General features: G+C 61.0%; 15 protein-coding genes and 1 pseudogene. 5 read left to right on the forward strand and 11 right to left on the reverse strand.

Annotated elements, in window-relative coordinates; genetic code table 11:
• Positions 1 to 162 precede the first annotated feature (162 nt).
• The 7 genes from M0746_RS22770 to amaB all read right to left on the reverse strand — a co-directional run bounded on the left by M0746_RS22770 (position 163) and on the right by amaB (position 8576).
• Complete coding sequence (locus M0746_RS22770; protein WP_090280850.1) at positions 163 to 879, reverse strand: ABC transporter ATP-binding protein; 717 nt, start codon at positions 877 to 879, stop codon at positions 163 to 165.
• Positions 876 to 1748, reverse strand: a complete 873-nt coding sequence (locus M0746_RS22775) for an ABC transporter ATP-binding protein (RefSeq protein WP_208938939.1) — start codon at positions 1746 to 1748, stop codon at positions 876 to 878. Before M0746_RS22775 ends, M0746_RS22770 begins: the two co-directional genes overlap by 4 nt.
• Positions 1745 to 3049 carry a high-affinity branched-chain amino acid ABC transporter permease LivM gene (livM, locus tag M0746_RS22780; RefSeq protein ID WP_258450673.1) on the reverse strand — a complete coding sequence of 435 codons (1305 nt, stop codon included), beginning with the start codon at positions 3047 to 3049 and terminating at the stop codon, positions 1745 to 1747. The genes M0746_RS22775 and livM overlap by 4 nt, the downstream gene beginning before the upstream one ends.
• Positions 3050 to 3052: 3 nt before the next feature.
• Positions 3053 to 3967 (reverse strand): ABC transporter permease subunit, encoded by a 915-nt coding sequence (locus tag M0746_RS22785; protein WP_041480712.1) that lies wholly within the window; start codon positions 3965 to 3967, stop codon positions 3053 to 3055.
• Positions 3968 to 4209: 242 nt separating this feature from the next.
• Entirely contained in the window at positions 4210 to 5343 is a 1134-nt protein-coding gene (locus M0746_RS22790) for a branched-chain amino acid ABC transporter substrate-binding protein (RefSeq protein ID WP_126359604.1), read from the reverse strand.
• 368 nt (positions 5344 to 5711) lie between these two features.
• On the reverse strand, positions 5712 to 6995 hold the full coding sequence (gene amaA / locus M0746_RS22795; RefSeq protein WP_258450674.1) for an L-pipecolate oxidase: 1284 nt from the start codon (positions 6993 to 6995) through the stop codon (positions 5712 to 5714).
• Positions 6996 to 7085: 90 nt separating this feature from the next.
• On the reverse strand, positions 7086 to 8576 hold the full coding sequence (amaB, locus tag M0746_RS22800) for an L-piperidine-6-carboxylate dehydrogenase (RefSeq protein ID WP_258450675.1): 1491 nt from the start codon (positions 8574 to 8576) through the stop codon (positions 7086 to 7088).
• 163 nt (positions 8577 to 8739) lie between these two features.
• On the opposite strand from amaB, the gene M0746_RS22805 reads away from it, so the two are divergent.
• The 3 genes from M0746_RS22805 (at position 8740) to nadE (ending at position 11822) form a co-directional block, all read left to right on the forward strand.
• A complete protein-coding gene (locus M0746_RS22805; protein ID WP_208938944.1) occupies positions 8740 to 9639 on the forward strand; it encodes a LysR family transcriptional regulator in 900 nt (299 codons plus the stop codon).
• A gap of 127 nt (positions 9640 to 9766) precedes the next feature.
• Entirely contained in the window at positions 9767 to 10990 is a 1224-nt protein-coding gene (gene pncB, locus M0746_RS22810; RefSeq protein ID WP_203420521.1) for a nicotinate phosphoribosyltransferase, read from the forward strand.
• A 4-nt stretch (positions 10991 to 10994) separates the two neighbouring features.
• Entirely contained in the window at positions 10995 to 11822 is an 828-nt protein-coding gene (gene nadE, locus M0746_RS22815; protein ID WP_258450676.1) for an ammonia-dependent NAD(+) synthetase, read from the forward strand.
• 193 nt (positions 11823 to 12015) lie between these two features.
• Here nadE and azu read toward each other — a convergent pair whose 3' ends face one another.
• The gene (azu, locus tag M0746_RS22820) at positions 12016 to 12459 is read right to left on the reverse strand and encodes an azurin (RefSeq protein WP_258450677.1); all 444 of its coding nucleotides are present in this window, start codon (positions 12457 to 12459) and stop codon (positions 12016 to 12018) included.
• A gap of 339 nt (positions 12460 to 12798) precedes the next feature.
• On the opposite strand from azu, the gene M0746_RS22825 reads away from it, so the two are divergent.
• Both M0746_RS22825 and M0746_RS22830 read left to right on the forward strand, forming a co-directional pair.
• Positions 12799 to 13386 carry an LOG family protein gene (locus tag M0746_RS22825; protein WP_258450678.1) on the forward strand — a complete coding sequence of 196 codons (588 nt, stop codon included), beginning with the start codon at positions 12799 to 12801 and terminating at the stop codon, positions 13384 to 13386.
• A gap of 67 nt (positions 13387 to 13453) precedes the next feature.
• Positions 13454 to 13642 carry a hypothetical protein gene (locus M0746_RS22830; RefSeq protein WP_258450679.1) on the forward strand — a complete coding sequence of 63 codons (189 nt, stop codon included), beginning with the start codon at positions 13454 to 13456 and terminating at the stop codon, positions 13640 to 13642.
• A gap of 209 nt (positions 13643 to 13851) precedes the next feature.
• On the opposite strand, the gene M0746_RS22835 is transcribed toward M0746_RS22830, so the two are convergent.
• The 3 genes and pseudogenes from M0746_RS22835 to M0746_RS22845 all read right to left on the reverse strand — a co-directional run bounded on the left by M0746_RS22835 (position 13852) and on the right by M0746_RS22845 (position 20593).
• Positions 13852 to 14745: a transglutaminase family protein gene (locus M0746_RS22835; protein ID WP_258450680.1), complete on the reverse strand. Its 894-nt coding sequence runs from the start codon at positions 14743 to 14745 to the stop codon at positions 13852 to 13854.
• The gene (locus M0746_RS22840; RefSeq protein ID WP_258450681.1) at positions 14745 to 17231 is read right to left on the reverse strand and encodes a circularly permuted type 2 ATP-grasp protein; all 2487 of its coding nucleotides are present in this window, start codon (positions 17229 to 17231) and stop codon (positions 14745 to 14747) included. Before M0746_RS22840 ends, M0746_RS22835 begins: the two co-directional genes overlap by 1 nt.
• Positions 17232 to 17301: 70 nt before the next feature.
• Positions 17302 to 20593 (reverse strand): annotated as a pseudogene (locus M0746_RS22845) (transglutaminase family protein).
• Positions 20594 to 21050: the final 457 nt, after the last annotated feature.

Consider the following 21050-nt stretch of genomic DNA (forward strand, 5'->3'; position numbering starts at 1 on the left):
TGGGAGCTGGCTTGCCAGCGATGAGGCCAGCACGCCAGGCATCAGGTTGAACGATGAACCGCTATCGCTGGCAAGCCAGCTCCCACAGGGGTTGCGGTGGATTCAAGAGATAAAAAAACCCCGACAGTTGCGTGTCGGGGTTTATGGACAACTTGTGATTAATCAGTGCCCGCCCAGATAGGCGTTACGCACCTCCTCATTTACCAGCAACTCTTTACCGGTGCCGGACAAGCGGATTTCGCCGTTGACCATGACATACGCGCGATCCGACAGCTTCAGCGCATGGTTGGCGTTCTGCTCGACGAGGAAGATCGTCATGCCGGTTTTCGCCAGTTCGCGCAGCGTGGCAAAGATCTGCTTCACCACGATCGGCGCCAGCCCCAGGCTCGGCTCGTCGAGCAGCAACAACTTCGGTCGGCTCATCAACGCCCGGGCAATCGCGAGCATCTGCTGTTCGCCACCGGACATGGTCATTGCCCGCTGGGTGCGCCGCTCTTCGAGCCGGGGAAACAGCTCGAACATGCGCTGCATATCCTCTTTGGCGTACTTGTCGCCAATCGGGATAGTGCCCATCAGCAGGTTTTCCTCGACGGTCATGTCGGGGAACACCCGCCGTCCTTCCGGCGATTGCGCGATGCCGTTGGAGGCGATGTAGTGCGATGACTTGTGGGTGATGTCGACGCCCTGGTAGAGAATCTGCCCACCGGCAGCGCGTGGCTGGCCGAAAATCGACATCAGCAAGGTTGATTTACCGGCACCGTTGGAGCCGATCAGGCTGACAGTCTCGCCTTCGTTGATCTGCAGCGAAACGCCCTTGAGCGCCTGAATCGGGCCGTAGAACACGTCGAGATTTTTCAGTTCGAGGATGGGTCCGGTCATGCCACTTCCTCTTCATCGGCGCCCAGATAGGCTGCGATCACTTTCGGGTCGTTGCGGATCGCTTCCGGCCCGCCTTCGGCAATGACGATGCCGTGGTCCAGCACCACGATGTGGTCGGAAATGCTCATCACCATGCCCATGTCGTGCTCGATCAGCACCACGGTCAGATCATGCTCGTCGCGCAGCAGCCGGATCATCGCGCTCAGCGCTTCGGTTTCCTGAGGGTTGAGGCCGGCGGCCGGTTCGTCGAGGCAGATGATCTGCGGCCGCGTGCACATGGCCCGGGCGATTTCCAGACGACGTTGCTGGCCGTAGGACAATTCCCCGGCGAGGCGGTTGGCGCAGTCGACCAGATCGACCACTTCCAGCCAATAGAACGCGCAGTCCAGCGCATCGCTTTCGGCCTTGCGATAGCCCTTGGTATTGAGGATGCCAGCAAGCATGTTGCGGTTGACCCACATGTGTTGGGCCACCAGCAGGTTCTCCAGGACCGACATTTCCTTGAACAGGCGAATGTTCTGGAAAGTCCGCGCCAGGCCGGCACGATTCACCAGATGGGTGCCGCCGAACATCTTGTAGTACAGGCGACTGAGGAAGGATTTCGGCGAGACGAAGTCGGTCGGTTTGAACGACTCGCCCAGCAACTGGATGACGTTGGTCTGCTGGCCACGCACGTTGAGTTCGATCTTGCCACCGGAAGCCTTGTAGAAACCGGTCAGGCAGTTGAACACCGTGGTCTTGCCGGCACCGTTCGGGCCGATCAGGGCGAAGATCGAGTTGCGTTTGACCTTCAAGCTGACATCGCTCAAGGCCTTGATGCCACCGAAATGCATCATCAGTTTTTCAACGGAGAGTACGACTTCACTCATGGCGCAGCCCTCTCGTAGTGAATGGCACCTTTGCGTGGTTTGACCCCGGAGCGGCTGATGCGGATCAGCCCGCGTGGACGCCAGATCATCATCAGCACCATCAGGATGCCGAACAGCAACACGCGGTATTCAGCGAAGCCACGCAGCAGTTCCGGGGCGACGGTGAGTACGAACGCAGCGATCACCACGCCGATGGTCGAGCCCATGCCACCCAGCACGACGATGGCGAGGATCAGTGCCGATTCGAAGAAGGTGAACGAGGTCGGGTTGACGAAGCCTTGATAGGTGGCGAAGAACACCCCCGCCAGACCCGCCGTCGACGCACCGATGGTGAACGCCGAAAGCTTGACCAGTACGTGATTGAGGCCCATCGAGCGGCAGGCAATCTCGTCTTCGCGCAATGCTTCCCAGGCGCGGCCGACCGGCATTTTCACCAGACGATGTTTGATGTACAGCACGGCCAGTACCACGAGGAACAACACCGCGTAGATGAAGTAGTACTTCACATCCGGGTTGTAGGCGATGCCGAAAAATTCGTGAAACGGTACCCCGCCATCCTTCGCCCGCTTGCCGAATTCCAGACCGAAGAAGGTCGGCAGGGGTGCCGGCATGCCGTTCGGCCCGCCGGTCAGCGACAGCCAGTTGTTCAGCACCAGACGAATGATTTCACCGAAGCCCAGGGTCACGATCGCCAGGTAGTCGCCGTGCAGACGCAACACCGGGAAACCGAGAATGCAACCGGCCAGGCCCGCGGTGATTGCCGCCAATGGCAGCACCGTCCAGAAACCCAGACCGAGGTACTGGTAACCCAGCGCCAAGCCATAGGCACCAATGGCGTAGAACGCCACGTAACCCAGATCGAGCAGACCGGCCAGGCCGACCACGATGTTCAGGCCCAACCCCAGCAGCACGTAGATCAACCCGAGAATGACCACCCCCAGCAGATAGGAGTTGGAAACAAACGGCACGATGATCGCCAGCACAATCATCAGTGGAATGATCCAGCGCAGCCGCGATTTGTAATCCGGCGGCAGCACGTGCACGCCGGAGCCGCTGCTTTCGAAGCTGTCGAGGATCTTCAGGCCTTTGGGCGTTTGCAGGAACAGGCTGAGGGCAAAGCGCCCGGCCATGACGATGGCGATGATCCACGCCACGCGGGTCGTTTCCAGATTGAAGCTATAGCCGTCGAGCACCACGCCAACAATCGGTCCGAACACGATCAGGGCAATCAGGCCGGCGAGAATCGCTTCGACCAGGCTTTTTTTGATATCGATGGATTTTTCAGTGGTTGTTGAAGACATCGCTTACACCTTCGACACAAGAGGACGGCCCAACAGACCTTGCGGTCGGAAGACCAGAACAAGTACGAGCAGCGAGAAGCTGAACACGTCTTTGTAGTCGGAGTTGACCAGGCCGGAAAACAACGACTCGGAGATGCCGAGGATGATTCCGCCGAGCATCGCGCCGGGCAGTGAACCGATCCCGCCGAGTACCGCTGCGGTGAACGCCTTGATGCCGATGATGAAGCCGGCATAGAAGTCGAAGGTGCCGTAGTTCATGGTGATCAGCACGCCGGCCAGTGCGGCCATGGCTGCACCGATGATGAACACGTAGGAGATCACCCGGTCGGTGTTGATCCCGAGGATCGAGGCCATCTTGCGGTCTTGCTGGGTTGCCCGGCACATGCGCCCGAGCTTGGTGTATTTGATGATGTAGGTCAGCAATCCCATGCCAACGAAAGCGGCGATCAGGATGAAGACTTTGGTGTAGGTCAGTTGCACGAAGCCAGTCCCGACTTCGACACGCCAGGCACCGGTCAGCAGCGTAGGCACGCCCTGTTGTTTGGCGCCCTGAGCGATCTGTGCGTAGTTCTGCAGGATCAGCGAAATACCGATGGCGCTGATCAGCGGTGCCAGTCGGGTCGAGTTGCGCAGGGGTTTGTAAGCGACGCGCTCGATGACCCAGCCATACACCGCCGTAACCACGATGGTGAAGATCAGGGTGCCGAGCATCAGCAGCGGGAAGGATTCGATACCGAAGTAAGCCAGCAGAGCCAGACTGATTGCCGCCAGGTAAGCAGAAATCATGTAAACCTCGCCGTGGGCGAAGTTGATCATGCCGATGATGCCATAGACCATTGTGTAGCCGATGGCGATCAGGCCATAGACCGACCCGAGGGTCAGGCCGTTGACCAGTTGCTGAAGGAAAATACCATCCATAACGCAATCTCACGCAGTGAGAACCTGCGCACCCTGGGGCGCGCGGTTCTTCTAGGAAAAATACAGATTTACGTCGGAGCAATGTCGGAGTGTGAACAGTTCGATCACCATTGAACCTTGTGGGAGCTGGCTTGCCAGCGATAGCGGTGGATCAGCCAACTTGTGTGTCGATTGACCTGACGCCATCGCGGGCAAGCCCGCTCCCACAGGGTTTCAAGTGAGACGACTGACCACCTCAGCCCTTACTTCTGTTTTTCCAGCTGGTGGTATTTGCCGTCCTTGTCCCACTGGTAAACCACGTAGTCGGAGACTTTCAGGTCGCCCTTGGCATCCCAGGTCTTCTCGCCCATCACGGTTTTCACCGGGTTGGCTTTCAGCCACTTGGCAGCCGCTTCACCGTCATTTTTCTTCGCGCCGTTGAACGCAGCGGCTAGGGTCTGAACCGAAGCGTAGGCGTACAGGGTGTAGCCCTCAGGCTCGGTGCCGGCCTTGCGGAAAGCATCCACCACGGTTTTGCTTTCTGGCAGCAGGCGTGGGTCGGCGCCGAAGGTCATCAGCACGCCATCGGTGAATTGCGGGCCGCCAGCGGTGGTCACCAGTTCGTCGGTCACAATGCCGTCATCGGACATGAACTTGACGTCTTTCAGACCTTGTTCACGCAACTGGCGAACCAGTGGACCGGCTTCCGGGTGCAGGCCGCCGAAGTAGACGACGTCGGCGCCGGCGCCACGGATCTTGGTGACGATGGTGCTGAAGTCTTTCTCGCCACGGGTCAGGCCTTCGTACAGCACTGGCTTGACGCCGCGTTTTTCCAGTTGAGCCTTGGTGGCGTCGGCCAGGCCTTGGCCGTAGGTGTCCTTGTCGTGCAGCACGACGACTTTCTTGCCCTTGAGCATGTCGACGATGTAGTCGCCGGCGACGATACCCTGCTGGTCGTCACGCCCGCACATGCGGAACATGGCGCTCAGGCCGCGCTCGGTGACTTGCGGGTTGGTCGAGCCCGGAGTGATCGCGATGATCCCGGCCTCGTCGTAGATTTCCGAGGCTGGAATGGTCGAAGAAGAGCAGAAGTGACCGACCACGCCGGCGACTTTCTGGTTGGTCAGATCCTTGGCGACCGTCACGGCCTGCTTCGGCTCACAGGCGTCATCGCCCTTGACCAGAACGATTTTCTCGCCGTTGACGCCGCCTGCCGCGTTGACTGCGTCAGCCGCTGCCTGTGCCCCTTTCATGTACTGCTCGCCAAACGCCGCGTTGGCGCCCGTCATTGGACCCGCTACACCGATTTTGATATCGGCTTGAGCAAACGCAGAAACACCCAACGCAGCAGCTACTGCGAGGGCCAGAAAGCCTTTCTTGTAAAACGTCTGGGACATGAGGTGGTGCTCCAAGGTTTTTTTTAGTTGGCACTGCGACTTCACTTCACTCAAAGCTCAGAGCAAGGCCCGTGCCAGCGGTTTTTTATTCTTCAAAAAGTCGCTGCTTTCTTGTTATTTCGACTGTTTCGTTCCCATTTTCATTGGGCGTGCAACCGTCTAAACCGCGGAAGGTGTAACCATTGTTTTTTTCAGGCGCAACCTGTGCGCGCCATCATTGCAACCGCAGCGGCAAACGACGTGCAACCAGCCTGTAACAGCCCGCGTCACCGAACTGCACACTGCTGGTGCGGGACTGCTACAACCCGCACCATTACAGGCTAGTCGCTCGATGCAAAAGCGCCGCTTCCGGCAACAAATTTCAACACTCAAATGACGATGCGCAGGCACTGGCCCGCGTGATAGAGCGAAAATCCGGCCTCGTACAGGCAACTGCGCAAGCCGACGCCGGCCAGGGGCTGCATCGGTGCAAAGGGAATCGGCAATGCCTGCGCATCGCCATTGCACAGGTAATCGGCAAAGGCTTTGCCGACCACCGTGCCGGTGGTGACGCCGCGGCCGTTGTAACCGGTGACGGCCACCAGCCCCGGTGCCGGTTCGAACAGGCGCATCAGGTGATCGGGCGTAAAGGCAATGCGCCCGGTCCAGGTGCATTCCCATTCGACCGGCTTCAGATTGGGGAAATAATGCTGCTGCACCCGGTCGGCCCAGGCCTTGAGAAACCAGGTCGGTTTCTGATTGCCATTGCCGAGGCTGCCCAGCAATAACCGCCCTTCCTTGTCGCGGCGGATGCTGCTCAATACCTGGCGGGTATCCCACGACCCCTGCCCGCCGGGCAGAATTTCCTGTGCAGCGTCTTCGCTGAGCGGGACGGAGGCGACCTGATAGTAATAACCGGGAAAGAAATTGCGCTTGAGCTCGGTCCAGTCGCCTTCGGTGTAAGCGTTTGAAGCGATGACCACTTGCTCGGCGAGCACCGAACCCTGCGCGGTCTGCACCGACCATTGCTGGCCGACGCGTTCGAGGCGGGTGACCGGTGAATGATCGAACATCTGCCCGCCGAGCCCGAGTACGGCGTTGGCCAGCCCGGTCACATAGGCCATCGGATTGAGCGTGCCGGCGCGACGGTCGAGTAGTGCGGCGGCAATTTTCTGCGTACCGGTGGCTTGTTCACAGGCCTTGCCGGTCAGCAGTTCGACCGGTGCGCCACGGCGCTGCCATTGTTGCTCGCGACTGCGCAGGTCGGCCTCGCCCTTGGCGTTATGCGCCATGTGCAAGGTGCCTTCGCGGCGCAGCTGACAATCGATGTGGTACTTATCGACAAGACTGAACACCAACGCCGGCGCCGCACCGAGCATGCGGTTGAGCTGAGTGCCGACCGCTTCGCCGAAACCGGCTTCGATCTCGTCCGGAGGAATCCACAAGCCGGCGTTGACCAGCCCGACATTGCGCCCGGACCCGCCATGCCCGGCGCGATGGGCCTCGACAATGCAGACGCTTTTGCCTTTTTCCAGCAAGTGCAGCGCCGCCGACAACCCGGTGAATCCGGCGCCGATCACGCAGACATCAACCTTGACCTCGCCCCTGAGCGCGGTGTGATCCGGGCGTTGTGGCGTGAGCTTTTCCCACAGACATTCTTCGCGTAACGGCATTGCCAAGCTCCTGTCGGAGCAGCTGCAAGCTTCAAGCTACAAGCAGCAAGCCGATCAGCTTGTCGCTTGGGGCTTGAGGCTTGCCGCTGCTTAATCGAATGTGATGCCCTGCGCCAACGGCAGCTCAAGCGAGTAGTTGACCGTGTTGGTCTGCCGGCGCATGTAGGCGCGCCAGGCGTCGGAGCCGGATTCGCGGCCGCCACCGGTTTCTTTTTCGCCACCGAACGCGCCGCCGATTTCTGCGCCGCTCGGGCCGATGTTGACGTTGGCGATGCCGCAGTCGCTGCCGACCGCCGACATGAAGCGCTCGGCCTCGCGCACATCGGTGGTGAAGATGCACGACGACAAGCCTTGCGGCACGGCATTGTTCAGGCGCAGGGCTTCCTCGAAATCGCTGTAGCCAACCACGTAGAGAATCGGCGCGAAGGTCTCGCTGCAGACCACGTCGCTCTGCTCGGGCATTTCGACGATGGCCGGCGACACGTAGTAGGCGTTGGGGAACTGATCTTCAAGTTGACGCTGGCCGCCGAACACCCGACCGCCTTCGCTCAACGCTTGCTCCAGCGCGTCCTGCATGTTTTCGAAGCTGTGCTTGTCGATCAGCGGGCCGACCAGATTGCCTTGCAGCGGATGGCCGATGCGCACTTTCGAATACGCGGCTTTGAGGCGGGTGACGATTTCCTCTTTCACCGACTCATGGGCGATCAGCCGGCGCAACGTGGTGCAACGCTGCCCGGCAGTGCCGACGGCGCTGAACAGAATGGCACGCACGGCCATGTCCAGATCGGCGCTCGGGCCGAGGATCATTGCGTTGTTGCCACCGAGCTCGAGAATGCTGCGGGCAAACCGTGCGGCGACTTTTGGCGCCACTTCGCGGCCCATGCGCGTGCTGCCGGTGGCACTGATCAGGGCGACACGCGGGTCATCGACCAGCGCTTCACCGGCATCGCGACCACCGATGATGACCTGGCAAAGGCTCGCCGGCGCATCGCTGAAATTCTTCACCACGCGATCAAACAGCGCCTGACAGGCCAGCGCGGTCAGCGGGGTTTTCTCCGACGGTTTCCACACCACCGGATTACCGCAGACCAACGCCAGGGCGGTGTTCCACGCCCACACCGCGACCGGGAAATTGAATGCACTGATCACCCCGACCACGCCCAACGGATGCCAGGTTTCGCGCATGTGATGGCCCGGACGCTCGGAAGCGATGGTCAAACCGTACAACTGACGCGACAGGCCGACGGCGAAATCGCAGATGTCGATCATCTCCTGCACTTCGCCCAGACCTTCCTGAGTGATCTTGCCCGCCTCCCACGACACCAGCTCACCGAGATCAGCCTTGTATTCGCGCAACACTTCGCCAAATTGGCGCACCAGCTCGCCACGACGCGGGGCCGGCACGTTGCGCCATTGTTCGAATGCATGATCGGCGCGACTGATGTGCTGCTCGACTTGCGCCGCACCTTCCCAGTTCACCGCCGCGATGCGGCTGCCGTCGATCGGTGAATGCACCGGCACTTTGCCGTTCTGATACAGGGCCGGGTTCACACCGAGACGATCAAGCAATGCGGCAACCATGGGTCACTCCTCAAGCGAAAAACTGAATGTGTGCGGTCGCCTTTTCGCGACCGGGCAGGCCTTTAGTTGTAGCGTCCAATGACGGCGGCAACAAACGACCTTTACGCCAGATATCATTCCGTTTATTCATGCTGAGCATAGAAAGACAAGAAAAGGACTGGCCATGCTGAACAAACGCCACTTGCCCTCGATCACTGCGTTGCAGTGCTTCGAGGCGGTAACCCGGCACCTGAGCTTCACCCGCGCCGCGGAAGAGTTGAATCTGACTCAGAGCGCCGTGAGCAAACAGGTCGCGCAGCTCGAAGAGTTGCTGCAGCATCTGCTGTTTCGCCGCGTGCGTCGGCGCTTGCAGATGACCCCGGCCGGGGATTTGTACCTGGTGGAGGTGAGAAAAATCCTCACCCAGGTCGAGATGTCGACGCACTACCTGCGTTCCTACGGCGGCGAAACCGAAGTCCTGCGCGTCTCCACGCCGTCGACCTTCGGCGCGCGCTGGCTGGTGCCGCGCCTGAAAGGCTGGCGCCTGCGCCATCCGTCGATCCATCTGGACCTGTGCAACGAGCAGGAGGCGGACGATCTGCTGCAAGGGCGCAGCGATCTGGCGTTCTATTTCGGTCAAGGCGCCCGGCCGGGAACCGAGTGCCTGAAATTGTTCGGCGAAGAGCTGGTGCCCGTCTGCGCGCCGGGCAGCCTGCCGGACACGCCGTTTACTGATCCGACGCAACTGACCGATCTGGTCCTGCTGCAAAATGCCTCGCGTCCGCAGGCGTGGCACGACTGGTTCGACAGCCAGGGTTACCAGACCGAACACAGCTATCACGGGCCGCGTTTCGAGACTTTCTATATGTGCATTCGCGCAGCCCAGGTGGGCTGCGGCGTGGCGTTGTTGCCACGGTTTCTGGTCGAAGAAGAATTGGCCGACGGCAAACTGGTCATTCCGTGGGCGCATGCCATGCCCAGCACGGACGCCTATTACCTGGCGTATCCGGAACACGCAGCGGAAGTGCCCAAGGTGCGCGATTTCGTGAAGTGGATGCTGGAGCAGATTGATAGCCCAACCTGAAATCCACCGCTCCCACATGGGTTCTGTGATGTGCTTAAAAAATGCTGGCAATCCCCACCGCTGATATGCGCCACTAGCGCCATCGATATAGACCGCGCCACGGCGCGGCGCACCTGGAGACCCCGTTATGAGCGAGAGTGTGTTTGCCGATCGCATCGTGCAGAACCTGCTCGACACCGACTTCTACAAACTGACGATGATGCAGGCGGTGCTGCACAACTACCCCAACGTCGAGGTCGAATGGGAGTTCCGCTGCCGTAACAGCGAGGACCTGCGCCCGTATCTGGCCGAGATCCGCTTTCAGATCGAGCGCCTGGCCGAAACCAGCCTGAGCGGCGATCAGCTGAATTTCCTTGAACGCATCAGCTTTCTCAAACCGGACTTTCTGCGTTTTCTCGGGCTGTTTCGCTTCAATCTGCGCTACGTGCAAACCGGCATCGAGAACGGCGAACTGTTCATCCGCCTGCGCGGGCCGTGGTTGCATGTGATCCTCTATGAAGTGCCGCTGTTGGCGATTGTCAGCGAAGTGCGCAACCGCCATCGCTATCACGACATGTCACTGGAACGCGCGCGCGAGCAGCTGTATCGCAAGTTCGACTGGCTGAGCGCCAACGCTTCGGCCGATGAACTGTCGCAGCTGCAAGTCGCTGATTTCGGCACGCGCCGGCGTTTTTCCTACGGTGTGCAGGCTGAAGTGGTCAACGTGCTCAAGCACGACTTCCCCGGCCGTTTCGTCGGCACCAGCAACGTGCATCTGTCGCGCGAACTCGACATGAAACCGCTCGGCACTATGGCCCATGAGTGGATCATGGCGCACCAGCAACTAGGCCCGCGCCTGATCGACAGCCAGATTGCCGCGCTCGATTGCTGGGTCCGCGAGTACCGCGGCCTGCTCGGCATCGCCCTCACCGACTGCATCACCACCGATGCTTTCCTCGGCGATTTCGATCTGTTCTTCGCCAAGCTGTTCGACGGCTTGCGCCATGACTCCGGCGATCCGGTGGCCTGGGGTGAGAAATGCATCGCCCACTACCACAAGCTCGGCATCGACCCGATGAGCAAGACCCTGGTTTTTTCCGACAGTCTGACGCTGCCAAAATCGCTGGAGATTTTCCGCGCGTTGCACGGTCGCATTAATGTGAGCTTCGGCATTGGTACCAACTTCACCTGCGACATTCCGGGTGTCGAACCGATGAGCATCGTGCTTAAAATGACCGCCTGCAACGGCCAGCCGGTGGCGAAGATCTCCGACGAGCCAGGCAAGACCCACTGCAAAGACCCGAATTTCGTCGCCTATTTGCGACACGTATTCCAGGTTCCTGCCGATTCCAGTCTATCTAGCAAGGAGTGAATTCATGCAAGCCGTACAGCGTGAGATTGCTGAGCAGCTCAAGGTGCAACCGCCATTCGCCGATGATCAGGCCCTGCAGGCCGAAGTCGCCCGGCGCCTGACGTTCATTCAGGATTGCCTGGTCAATTCCGGGCTCAAGACACTGGTGCTCGGCATCAGCGGCGGCGTCGACTCGCTGACCGCCGGCCTCCTCGCCCAGCGCGCCATGCGTGAGCTGCGCGAGAAAACCGGCGACAGCAGTTACAAATTCATCGCCGTGCGCCTGCCCTACGAAACCCAGTTTGACGAGCATGACGCCCAGGCTTCGCTCGACTGCATCGCCCCGGACGAAATTCACACCGTGAACATCGGCCCGGCGGTCAAGGCGCTGGCCGCGCAGGTGCGTGCGTTTGAAGGCAAGCCAGCGGCGTCGGTGGATTTTGTGCTGGGCAATACCAAGGCGCGCATGCGCATGGTTGCGCAGTACACGATTGCCGGTGTGTCGGGCGGTTTAGTGATTGGTACCGATCATGCGGCGGAAGCGGTGATGGGTTTCTTCACCAAGTTCGGCGATGGCGCTTGCGACCTCGCCCCGCTCAGCGGCCTGGTGAAAAATCAGGTTCGCGCAATTGCCCGTAGCTTTGGCGCGCCGGAGTCGCTGGTTGAGAAGGTGCCGACGGCGGACCTGGAAGACCTCTCGCCGGGCAAACCGGACGAGGCGGCACATGGCGTGACCTATGCCGAGATCGATGCGTTTCTGCACGGTAAAACGGTACGTGACGAAGCGGCGAAGATCATTGTCGACACGTACAACAAGACCCATCACAAGCGGGTCATGCCATTTGCGCCTTGATCTTGTGAGTGCATGAAAAAGCCCGCTGGGGAGTGATCCTCAGCGGGCTTTTCTTTGGCCAGATCATCTATCGATGCTGATGGCCTCTTCGCGAGCAGGCTCGCTCCCACAGGGTTCTCTGTGATTCACAAAATGTGTGACCGACACAGCATGGTGTGGGAGCGAGCCTGCTCGCGAAGAACGATGACGCGGATTACTTGACGACGATGGTGCCTTTCATCATCGAGATGTGGCCCGGGAACGAGCAGAAGAAACCGTAGCCGCCGTCAGCGATCTTGGCTACGTCGAAAGTCAGCGAGTCGGTTTCCTTGGCGCCGATAATCTTGGTGTGGGCGATGATCCGAGCATCGCCTTCCTTCAAGTAGTTCTTGTCGATACCCGCTTGCAGACCGTCGGTCGCGATTGGCTGCATGTCGGCTTCTTTGCTGATCACCAGGTTATGGCCCATGACGTTTTTCGGCAGGCTGCCGGAATGGGTCAGTTCGACGGTGAAGGTCTTGCAGCTCTTGTCGATCACGATTTCCTTGGTGTTGAAGGACATCTGATCGGTGGAGTCAACGGTGGTTTTGCACTCGGCGGCCATCAATTGGCTGCTGGCCAGTGCCAGCAGGGATACCGCAACAACTTTGGAAAACATGGTGAATCTCCAAGGCAGGGTTAACAAAAGCACTAGTGGTGGAAAGACTGCCTGAAATCTTCGCAAGTTCCTATGACTTGTGTCAAAAATTGTATACAACTTTCAGGCTATGACACTCATGGAAACAATCTAACGGCCCTTTCAGGCGGCACCACCTATGATCGGCCCATCAACCGAGACGGAGTACGATCATGTTCATCAACGGTCTGTTACGCAGCCTGCTCGCCGCCTACGCCTGTGGCGCCAGCGGTACGTTTGAATCGCCAGAGCGCGAAGTTTAGCCCTTGGATCAAGGCGTGCCAGCCATTACCCTGTGACGGATCGACTCAGGAGCAAGGCATGTCTTTGAAATCCGTTTGTGTGTTTTGCGGTGCCAATGCGGGCGCTGATCCGGCTTACAGCGAAGCCGCCGTGGCCCTCGGCCGCGCGCTGGCCGAACGGCAACTGACGCTGGTTTACGGCGGCGGTGCCGTCGGTTTGATGGGCATTGTCGCCGACGCCGCGCTGGCCGCTGGCGGTGAAGTGATCGGCATCATCCCGCAGAGCCTGATGGACAAGGAAATCGGTCACAAAGGCCTGACGCGCCTGGAAGTGGTCGACGGCATGCATGCGCGCAAGGCCCGAATGGCCGAACTCAGCGATGCATTCATCGCTTTGCCCGGCGGCCTCGGCACGCTCGAAGAGCTGTTCGAAGTCTGGACCTGGGGCCAGCTCGGCTACCATCCCAAGCCGCTTGGCCTGCTGGAAGTGAAGGCTTTCTACAGCAAACTCACCGATTTTCTCGACCATATCGTCGGCGAAGGCTTCGTTCGCGCGCCACACCGTGACATGCTGCAAGTGAGCGAATCGTCGCAAACCCTGCTCGACACCCTTGATCAATGGCGGCCGACCGTCACGCCCAAGTGGGTCGACCAAAAACCCGGTTAACCCTCCGGCACCGATACAGGGCAGAATATGCGCCGCTCAACCTCACCTTCGACCTAGAGGATCGCCCATGGCCAAACCCAATTACTCCTTCGCCAAACGTCAACGAGACCTGGCAAAGGAACAGAAGAAAGAGGAAAAGCTTCAGCGCAAGAAACAAACCGCTGAAGAAGCGGCACTGAACCCTGACGGTGAAGTGGCGACAGATGATGATGTTGATGCACCGGAAGCACCGAAAGACCAGGCGCCCGACGCCTGAGCCCCACCGGGTTTGATCAGCGCATCGAACCCTGCGGATTTGTGACAGGGCTGGCGGTTAACCTGCCGGCCCTCACAACCCTGTTTTTTTCAGAATTCAATTGGAAACCTTGTGGGAGCGGGCTTGCCCGCGATGGCGGCGGCACATCCGAAAACGTCGTCACAGACACTCCGTCATCGCGGGCAAGCCCGCTCCCACAGGGTTCACCATCATTCATCCAGCGGCATCACCGTGACGCTCACTTCCGGGTCATGATTGCCGCCACCGAGAATCACCCCACGCAGCGGTGAAACATCCGAAAAATCCCGCCCCCACGCCAGGGTGATGTGCTCCAGCGCCGGCTGCACATTGTTGGTCGGGTCGAAATCCACCCAGCCCAGCACCGGACAGAACACCGACACCCAGGCATGCGAGGCATCGGCGCCGATCAGCCGTGGCTGTCCCGGCGGTGGCTGGGTCAGCAGATAGCCGCTGACGTAGCGCGCCGCCAGCCCTCGCGAACGCACACATGCCAACATCAGGTGCGCAAAGTCCTGACAGACCCCACGCCGGCGTTCCAGCACTTCCACCAGTGGCGTCGCCACCTGGGTCGCCTCGGCATCGAAGGTGAATTCGCTGAAGATTTTTTCCATCAAGTCCTGCACGCCCAACAACAACGGCCGGCCCGGCGGAAAGCAGCTGTGTGAAAACTCGACGAAGCTGCGTTTTAAATGTACGTACGGCGACTGGAACCGAAAACGGCAGGCCTCGAGCACATCGGCGGGCAACGGCTGACTGCTGTAGGTCAGCGCATCGCGGGTCGATTCCCAGGCCGGCGACTGGTTGAAGTCCAGCGCCGGCCGCGCCAGCACCTCGACGGTCAGCCGTGCGCCGACCTGCAGTTGGTCATGCGGGCGCTCGAACGCCAGACGGGTCAGCGGATTGCCGAATACATCCCGTTCATCGCGGCGCGACGTAGGCTGCGGGCTGATCAGCAATTGCTGCTCAGTGCAGCGCTGCCAGGCGCACTCACGCGGCCACAGATGCGCCAGTTGTTGCGCCAGCGAAACCGGGCTGTCGTAGTGATAACAGGTGTCGTGGAAGATCTGGTAGCGAGCGTTCATCAGACGGACACCGTGCGCTGGCTGACATCATCGACGTGAGCAAAATGCCGCAGCGCCAGGCGATCGGAGACCTGACCGCTGGCCTCGGCGATGTCCTGCAGCAGATCGGCCAACCCCTCCAGTGCCGCACGCACGCTGGATTCACCAAACAAAGGATTTTCCAGACAGCCCAGATCGAACCGCGCCAGACGCTCGACCAGTTTCGCCAGGCCGGCCTCCCGTGGCGCGCCGAAATCATCGTTCAGGCGTTTCAGTGTGCGCGTCACCAGCTTCAGCTGAAACAGCACCGCATGCGGGTTCTGCTCATCAAGTAACAGCAAGTCGAGCACCGGGATCAACTGCGCCACGGCCAGATAGCGTGAGCGGTAAGTGATGCTGCTGTTGCCCAGTTCCAGCAGCCATTCCAGCCCGGCCTGATCATAAGCCCCGGCGCCGCGCAAAAATGCGGCGAGGCTGCTGCTGAGAAACTGCAGACGCTCAATGCGTCGACCGATCATCAGGAAGCGCCAGCCCTCATCGCGGGTCATGTCATCCAGGGCGAAACCGGACAGCGCCGCCAGCGACATCACCAGACGGTTGAGAAAATCCAGCAACTCGGCAAAATCCGGCTCATCGGTTTCCAGCTCCATGGCCTCGCGCTGCAATTCCACCAGCGCCTGCCAGTTCTCCCGCGAGAGCTTGCCGCGCACCTGTGACGCCGCCCACTGCAAGCGCTGCAAGTTGGAGCGCAGGCTGAATGACCAATCGTCACCCAGCAGCGCCGCGAGCAGGCGTTCGGGCAGCTCGCCTTCGTCGGGCAGCAGCGACAGCCGCTCGCCGAGGTCGACGGCGGCCTGCAGCGCTTGCGGGTCATCGCCATCGACATGGCGGGCGAGCATGATCCGCAACAGACGCGCGCTGTCATCGCAGCGCTCGCAATAACGACCGAACCAGAACAGATTCTCCACCACCCGTGATGGCAGGTAAGGATCACGCCGCACCAGATCATGGACCCCGACATTGCGCTGGCTCTTCCACTGTTCGCCATTCGGCGGCCGGTCACCGAGCACCCAGGTGTCCTTGCTCGCCCCGCCACGCTGCATCGACACCACCTCGGCATCGGCTTCGGCGGCGACCCGGGTCAAGCCGCCGGGCAGCACCCGATAGCCATCAGCGCTGGCCACCGCGTACATGCGCATGCCGATGGCCCGCGGCTGCAACTGGCCTTCGTCGGCTTGCCAGACGGGCGCCTGGGACAGCTGCGCCAGTTCCTGCGCCACGTAGGCATACGGCCGGGCCTGCATGCGCGCGGCCAGTTCCTGACGTTGTGTTTCCGTCAAATCGCGACCGAACACCGGGGAAAAACTTTGCGAGGGAAACGCCGGTTTGATCAGCAGCTCCGGGAGTTTTTCCAGCGCCTGCGCGAGCACCGGCGCTTCGCCGCACCACCACGTGGCAATCGACGGCAATATCAGTTCTTCACCAAACAGGTATTGATTGATCTTTGGTAGAAACCCCAATAATCCCGGCGACTCCAGCACCCCGCTGCCCAACGCATTGGCCACCAGCACCCGTCCCTGCCGCACCGCTTCGAGCAGGCCGGGCACGCCAAGCGCCGAGTCTGTACGCAACTCCAGCGGGTCGCAGAAATCATCATCGAGCCGGCGCATGATCGCGTGCACCCGGCGCAGGCCGCTCAGGGTCTTCAGGTAGACCGTGGCATCGCGCACCGTCAGATCACCGCCCTCGACCAAGGGATAGCCGAGCTGGCGAGCCAGATACAGATGTTCGAAATAGCTTTCGTTGAAGCGCCCCGGCGTGAGCAGTACCACCAACGGCGCGTCATCGTCACACGGCGCCTGCCGCGCGAGGGTCTCCTGCAAGGTGCGGAAAAACCCGGCCAGATGCTGCACCTTGAGATCGCGGTACAACTCAGGGAACGCGCGCGAGACGATGGTGCGGTTTTCCAGGGCATACCCGGCGCCGGAAGGCGCCTGGGTTCGATCAGCCGTCACCCACCAGCGCCCGTCCGGGGTCCGCGCCAGATCCACCGCGTACAAGTGCAGAAACGTCTGTTCCGGGGTGGTGACGTGCTGGCAAGGCCAGAGGAAATTGTTGTGGCCGAACACCAGTTCCGCTGGCAGCAGACCTTCGCTGATCAGCCGTTGCGGGCCATACAGGTCGGCCAGTACCGCGTTGAGCAGGCGCGCGCGCTGAGCAATGCCGGCGGACAAATGCTGCCATTCATCCGCGGCGATGACGTGCGGCAGCAGGTCCAGTTCCCACGGCCGGTCTGCGCCTTTGGGGTCGGCATAGACGTTGTAGGTCACGCCGTTTTCCTGAATCTGCCGGGCCAGCAACGCCTGGCGCTGAATCAGTTGCGCCGGGGTGCTGCGCTGCAATTGATCGAACAGCCGCTGCCAATGCGCGCGCACCGCTCCACTGCCGTCGAGCAGTTCGTGATAAGTGCCCGCATTCAGCGGGTAGCGGTCTAGCAGGTCAGGCATGGAAAGCTCGGCAGACAGCAAGGAACGGTCAGACTAACGCAGGCACATGACGCCCGGATAGACGAAACATCTACTCGTCGCGCAGGACACGGAAACGTCGCAAATCGAGGGTCATCGGCAGCTCGTCAGTGATTTCGACAGGGGGCGTCGGAAGTTTCCCCGGCGTGTGTCCGACGCGGAAGAACCGCGCCATGCGCCGGCTCTCCGCTTCGTTGGCGTTGACCGGCAAAGTCTCGTAATTGCGCCCGCCGGGATGGGCAACGTGATACTGACAACCGCCCAGCGAACGGCCCATCCAGGTGTCGAGCAGGTCGAACACCAGCGGTGCGTGCACCGGGATTGTCGGTTGCAGGCAGTTGGCCGGTTGCCAGGCGCGGTAGCGCACGCCGGCGACGAACTCGCCGACACGCCCGGTCGGGTGCAGCGGCACGGCAACGCCGTTGCAGGTCAGCAGATAGCGCTGCGGCGGCAGGCCTTTGAGTTTGACCTGCAAACGCTCCAGCGATGAATCGACATAGCGCACCGCGCCGCCCACCGCGCCCTCCTCGCCCAGCACATGCCAGGGCTCCAATGCCTGGCGCAGCTCGAGTTCAATGCCGTTGACCGCATAATCGCCGACCTTGGGAAAACGAAACTCCAGGTGCGCGGCGAACCATTCGGCGCGCAACGGATACCCGGCGTTGTTGAGTTCGACAATGACATCGGCAAAGTCCTGCTCGATAAAGTGCGGCAGCAGGAAACGGTCGTGCAGTTCGGTACCCCAGCGTGCCAGTTTCGGCGGTGCATAAGGCTCGCGCCAGAACCGCGCCACCAGTGCCCGCAGCAACAATTGCTGGGCCAGGCTCATGCGTGCGTGCGGCGGCATTTCAAAGGCGCGCAGTTCCAGCAAACCCAGCCGTCCGGTGGCGCCGTCCGGCGAATACAGCTTGTCGATGCAGAATTCGGCGCGATGGGTATTGCCGGTGACGTCGATGAGCAAATTGCGCAGCAGACGATCGACCAGCCATGGCGCGCAGGCTTCGCCCGGTGCAGGCATCTGCGCGAAGGCGATTTCCAGCTCGTACAACGCATCGTTGCGTGCCTCGTCGACCCGTGGTGCCTGGGAGGTCGGGCCGATGAACAAGCCGGAGAACAGATACGACAACGACGGATGGTTGTGCCAGTAACTGATCAGGCTGCGCAACAGGTCGGGGCGGCGCAGGAACGGCGAGTCTGCCGGCGTCGCGCCACCGAGCACGAAATGGTTACCGCCACCGGTGCCGGTGTGGCGGCCGTCGATCATGAATTTCTCGGTGGTCAATCGGGTTTGCCGCGCCTGCTCATACAAGAATTCGGTGCGTTCGACCAACTCGCTCCACGTTGACGAGGGCTGTACGTTGACTTCGATCACGCCGGGGTCCGGGGTGATACGGAAGTTGCTCAGGCGCGGATCGCTCGGCGGCTCATAGCCTTCGAGCAGCACCGGGCAATGCAGTTCTTCGGCGGTGGCCTCGATGGCCGCGACCAGTTCAAGATAATCCTCGACCCGCTCCAGCGGTGGCATGAACAGATACAAACGCCCTGCGCGCGCCTCGGCGCAGAATGCCGTGCGGGTCAGCCAGTCGGCGGATTCGTCGATGCCCGGCGCACGCTCGTCAGGGGCGCAGCCTCAGCGTGCCGGTTGAGCCGCTCGGCATCTGGCAATTCGGGGAAGTCCTGATTCGGATCCTGCGGATGAATGAACGGGTATTCGGCAGCCTTGACCCAAGGCTGCGAAGCCAGCGGCAGACGGTAGCCAAGCGGCGAATCCCCGGCACCAGCCGGCAATGTTCATCACGCAGATACCAGCGCCCGCTCTGCCATTGATCCCCCTTGGCAGTACGTGCCAGCGGCAGCACCTGGCCGATGACCTTGTTCAGCCCCTGGCTGAAGACTTTGCGCAGGCGTGCGCGCTCCAGCGGCTCCTCCAGACGCGAGTCTTCTGCGCTGACGTTGCTCGGCAACGCGCCCTCGCGCCACAGGTAATAGAAATTGTCCTCGTAGGCCGGAAAGACGAAACGTGGCGGCAGTTTCAGCCGTTCAGCAACGCTCGCCAGAAAGCGCCCGGCCAGTTCGCCGTCGGCGCCGTAGTCCTGCTGCTCATCGGCAATCAGCGCGTTGTTGTGCCAGATCGGCACGCCGTCGCGGCGCCAGTAGCAGTTGAGCGACCAGCGCGGCAGTTGCTCGCCGGGGTACCACTTGCCCTGGCCGAAATGCACCAGTCCCTGCGGCGCGTAATGCGTACGCATGCGTTCGAACAGTTCGGCGGAGAGCCGGCGTTTGGCCGGGCCCAGCGCGGCGGTGTTCCACTCGGCACCGTCCGGGTCGTCGATCGAGACGAAGGTCGGTTCGCCGCCCATGGTCAGACGCACGTCGCCTTCGAGCAGGTCAGCATCGATCTGCCGGCCCAGCGCTTCGATCGCCCGCCATTGTTCATCGGTGTAGGGCTTGGTGACCCGCGGCGCTTCCCAGATGCGCTCGACGGACATTTCGTGGCTGAACTCACATTCACACGGCTCCACCAGACCACTGATCGGCGCCGCCGAGGACGGATCGGGGCTGCAAGCCAACGGGATGTGCCCTTCACCGGCAAACAGCCCTGAAGTCGCATCGAGGCCGATCCAGCCGGCCCCCGGTAAATACACCTCGCACCAGGCGTGCAGGTCGGTGAAGTCCACTTCGGTGCCAGACGGGCCATCAAGGCTTTTCACGTCGGCGGTGAGCTGGATCAGATAACCGGACACGAACCGCGCCGCCAGCCCGAGGTTGCGCAGCAATTGCACCAGCAGCCACGCCGAATCGCGGCAGGAACCGGAGGCGTGTTCGAGGGTGTGCTCGGGAGTTTGCACGCCCGGCTCCATACGGATCAAATAGCCGATGTCCTCGCTCAGGCGCTGGTTGAGCGCGACGAGAAAGTCCACCGCTGGCAATGGCGTGCGATCGATGGCATCCAGATAGGCTTTGAATTTCGGCGTCAATGGCAGGGTTTCGAGGTACGGCGCCAGCTCCTTGCGCTCGTCGGCGGCATAGGCGAACGGGATCTTTTCGGCGTAAGGCTCAAGGAAGAAGTCGAACGGATTGAACACCGCCATCTCGGCGAGCAGGTCGACTTCGATGCGCAGCTCATCGGTCTTCTCGGGAAATACCAGGCGCGCGAGGTAATTGCCCTGCGGGTCCTGCTGCCAGTTGATGAAATGCTGCTCGGGCGAGACTTTCAGCGCATAGGACAGAATCCGCGTGCGGCTGTGGGCAGCCGGACGCAGACGCACGATCTGCGGGCCGAGTTCGACAGCGCGGTCGTAGCGGTAATGCGTGACGTGGTGCAATGCGACATGAATCGACACGGCGTGCCTCCTGCGAGCCTTGGGCGTATGGGAAAGCGCGCAAGACTTATGCCATGCACAGGCTTGCGCACTTTCGCGGAATGCTCAGGGCAGTACAGCACCAAAACCGGGCGATGCGAGGAAAAGCTTTGGCGAGTTTGCTTCTATTTGTGGCAGGCCTGTAAGAATGCTCGCGAAGGGGCCGGTTGTATTGATCGTTCCCACGCTCTGCGTGGGAATGCAGCCCGTGACGCTCCGCGTCACGACCCTGTTCGACAATACTGCGAGTAACGGCTGGAACGCAGAGCGTCCCTTGAGGCATTCCCACGCCGGAGCGTGGGAACGATCAGCAGTAGCCAGTCTCCTCAACACCCTTTGATCGTTCCCACGCTCTGCGTGGGAATGCAGCCCGTGACGCTCCGCGTCACGACCCTGTTCGACAATACTGCGAGTAACGGCTGGAACGCAGAGCGTCCCT

The sequence above is a fragment of the Pseudomonas sp. S11P7 genome (assembly GCF_023195435.1).
GTDB classification, from domain to species: domain Bacteria; phylum Pseudomonadota; class Gammaproteobacteria; order Pseudomonadales; family Pseudomonadaceae; genus Aquipseudomonas; species Aquipseudomonas fluorescens_G.